Raw genomic sequence first — 1,879 nt, 5'->3', positions numbered from 1 at the left:
CATCGCMCACTTGGCGACAGGCCCAGGACAGGCCGCCATGCTGATTCGTCACCAGATCGGCCTGCAGGGTCTCAATGTCGGTGCCGTGCAGCCCGCGCGCCTTCGACCATTCCCAGCTGAAGCCGGCGCCTGCGGATTCGCCTTGCTGGTCCTCGCGGCGAGCCAGGATGATGCTGGTGTCGAGAAGGTCTTCGCGCTTGCTGGTGCCGCGCTGCTGGCCGTTCTTGCCGGTGTGGTGGACGAAGAGCACCGCGCGGCCCTCGCGACGCATGCGCAGCGCCCAGTCCGCGACGATGACCCAGCTCTCAGCCTCGTTCTCCGCGCCGGTGCGCGCCAGGCTGGAGAGGTTGTCGATCACGATCAGATCGGCTTGCGAGGTCCACTGCTCGAGCTCGGCCTGGCCTTGGTAGGTGGATAGGTCGGGCAGGGCCCGGCACTGCACGTCTGGGGTGATAACGCTGAAGTTCTGGCTGTCGAGGTCGGGGAACATCGGCATGAGCCGTTGCAGGCGGTGCTGCAGGTCGGTTCCGGCCATCTCGCCGTCCACGTATAGAACGCGAGCGGGCGCCGGCGCAGTGAATCGCAGGAACTGGCCKCCGCTCGCTACCGCCAGCGCGATCGAGAGTGCGGTCCAAGTCTTCCCCGTGCCCCGGTAGGCGCTCAGCATGTTGATGCTGCTTGCGGTCAGCCAGGGAGCGAGCAAGATCCGGCGTGGCGGGAACTGCAAGCCGGCGAAGACGTCGAGCGGGACACAGACGATCTCGGGTGTCGGAGGCCGCTCATTGCGTCCCATTGCCTCGCTCCTGGTCCTGTTCGATACGCAGGGCGGCGGCGATTCTGACGGCAACGGAGTAGATGCCGGCGGCGTCGCGGGCTACCTGATCGGCCAGGCCAGCATCCGGCGTCCTGTGCAACTGGTGGAGACGGGCAGCGAACCCGTCTGCGGTGTCAGGAAGCTGCGACAGCAGCGGCGCCGACTCGGTCTCGTAGAGCCGTGGAGGCGCGTTCATGCGGATGCCTGGTCACGCTGAGCGACCGCTTGGGCGATGAAGCTGTCGATCTCGGACTCCAGCCAGCCGGTGGAGTTGGGGCCGAGTCGCACGGGCTTGGGGAAGGTGCCGGCCGCGGCGCGGCGGTAGATGCTGGCTCGGCGAAGGCCGGTTCGCTTCTCCACCTCGGGAAGGCGCAGGATCGCGTCCCCCTTTCTGGGTGAGGCTGAGGTTTCCATTGCATGCTCCTTAGACCGCATGTGCGGCGGTGGGAGCAGAGTAGAAATCCTATTTCTGCAACGCGGTCGTACCGTTGCAACTCATCGAACGCGCTTTGCGATCGCCTGCCGTGTTACCCCGAATTCAGCAGCGACCATCTCGTGAATCCTGGACTTGCTGAGGTGGGGATTTTCGAGCCGGTGCTGCGTGAAGCGATTCTGCCATTGCTCCCACTCTGGGCGCCTTTCCTGCTCTCGCTCTTGCGCACTGGAGAATCCGGCGCTCTTGCGCTKCTGGCTGGCCTTGGCGCCCGTGATAACTGTGGGTTCGATGGACTTCACCTTCACACGAAAAACGCTGTGCATCATCGCAATGGCGAGGATCACCGCGGCCTCGGCTTTTCCCTGCCTAACTTGGCGGATAACGTGCTCTGAAACTTGGACAACATGCTGCGCATACTGAAGGCGTGAGCCCGAAGCGCCCGCATCAATCTCGCCCTGTGCGTATTCGGCAATCTCTCGGACTTGCGCCTCGGCGGAAGGGAATAATTCCTCGAAGGCTTGCTTGAGGTCATCGAATGATTCGATCTTGGCGTTCGGATCGTAAGAGACCTCGGTTGACACCAGTATCCCATCGCGAACATCCCGCCTTGTGATGAAGCGGTCGCCAGC

4 protein-coding genes are annotated in these 1,879 nt (G+C 63.9%); all 4 read right to left on the bottom strand.

What is annotated here, in order from left to right; translation table 11 throughout:
- Positions 1–793, bottom strand: a 793-nt coding sequence (locus AC04L7_RS17830; protein WP_475513584.1) for an AAA family ATPase, incomplete at its 3' end; no start/stop codon positions are given.
- Positions 780–1,010, bottom strand: a complete 231-nt coding sequence (locus tag AC04L7_RS17825) for a hypothetical protein (RefSeq protein ID WP_435998336.1) — start codon at positions 1,008–1,010, stop codon at positions 780–782. The genes AC04L7_RS17830 and AC04L7_RS17825, both read right to left, overlap by 14 nt.
- Positions 1,007–1,228 carry a helix-turn-helix transcriptional regulator gene (locus tag AC04L7_RS17820; RefSeq protein ID WP_435998338.1) on the bottom strand — a complete coding sequence of 74 codons (222 nt, stop codon included), beginning with the start codon at positions 1,226–1,228 and terminating at the stop codon, positions 1,007–1,009. The genes AC04L7_RS17825 and AC04L7_RS17820 overlap by 4 nt, the downstream gene beginning before the upstream one ends.
- 81 nt (positions 1,229–1,309) lie before the next feature.
- Positions 1,310–1,879 (bottom strand): hypothetical protein (locus tag AC04L7_RS17815; RefSeq protein ID WP_475513583.1); only part of this gene is annotated, 570 nt, incomplete at its 5' end.

Source organism: Pseudoxanthomonas sp. LjRoot204_2 (assembly GCF_056175765.1).
Note: the sequence above shows the minus strand (reverse complement) of the source record. Positions and strands in the feature narration are given on the sequence as shown.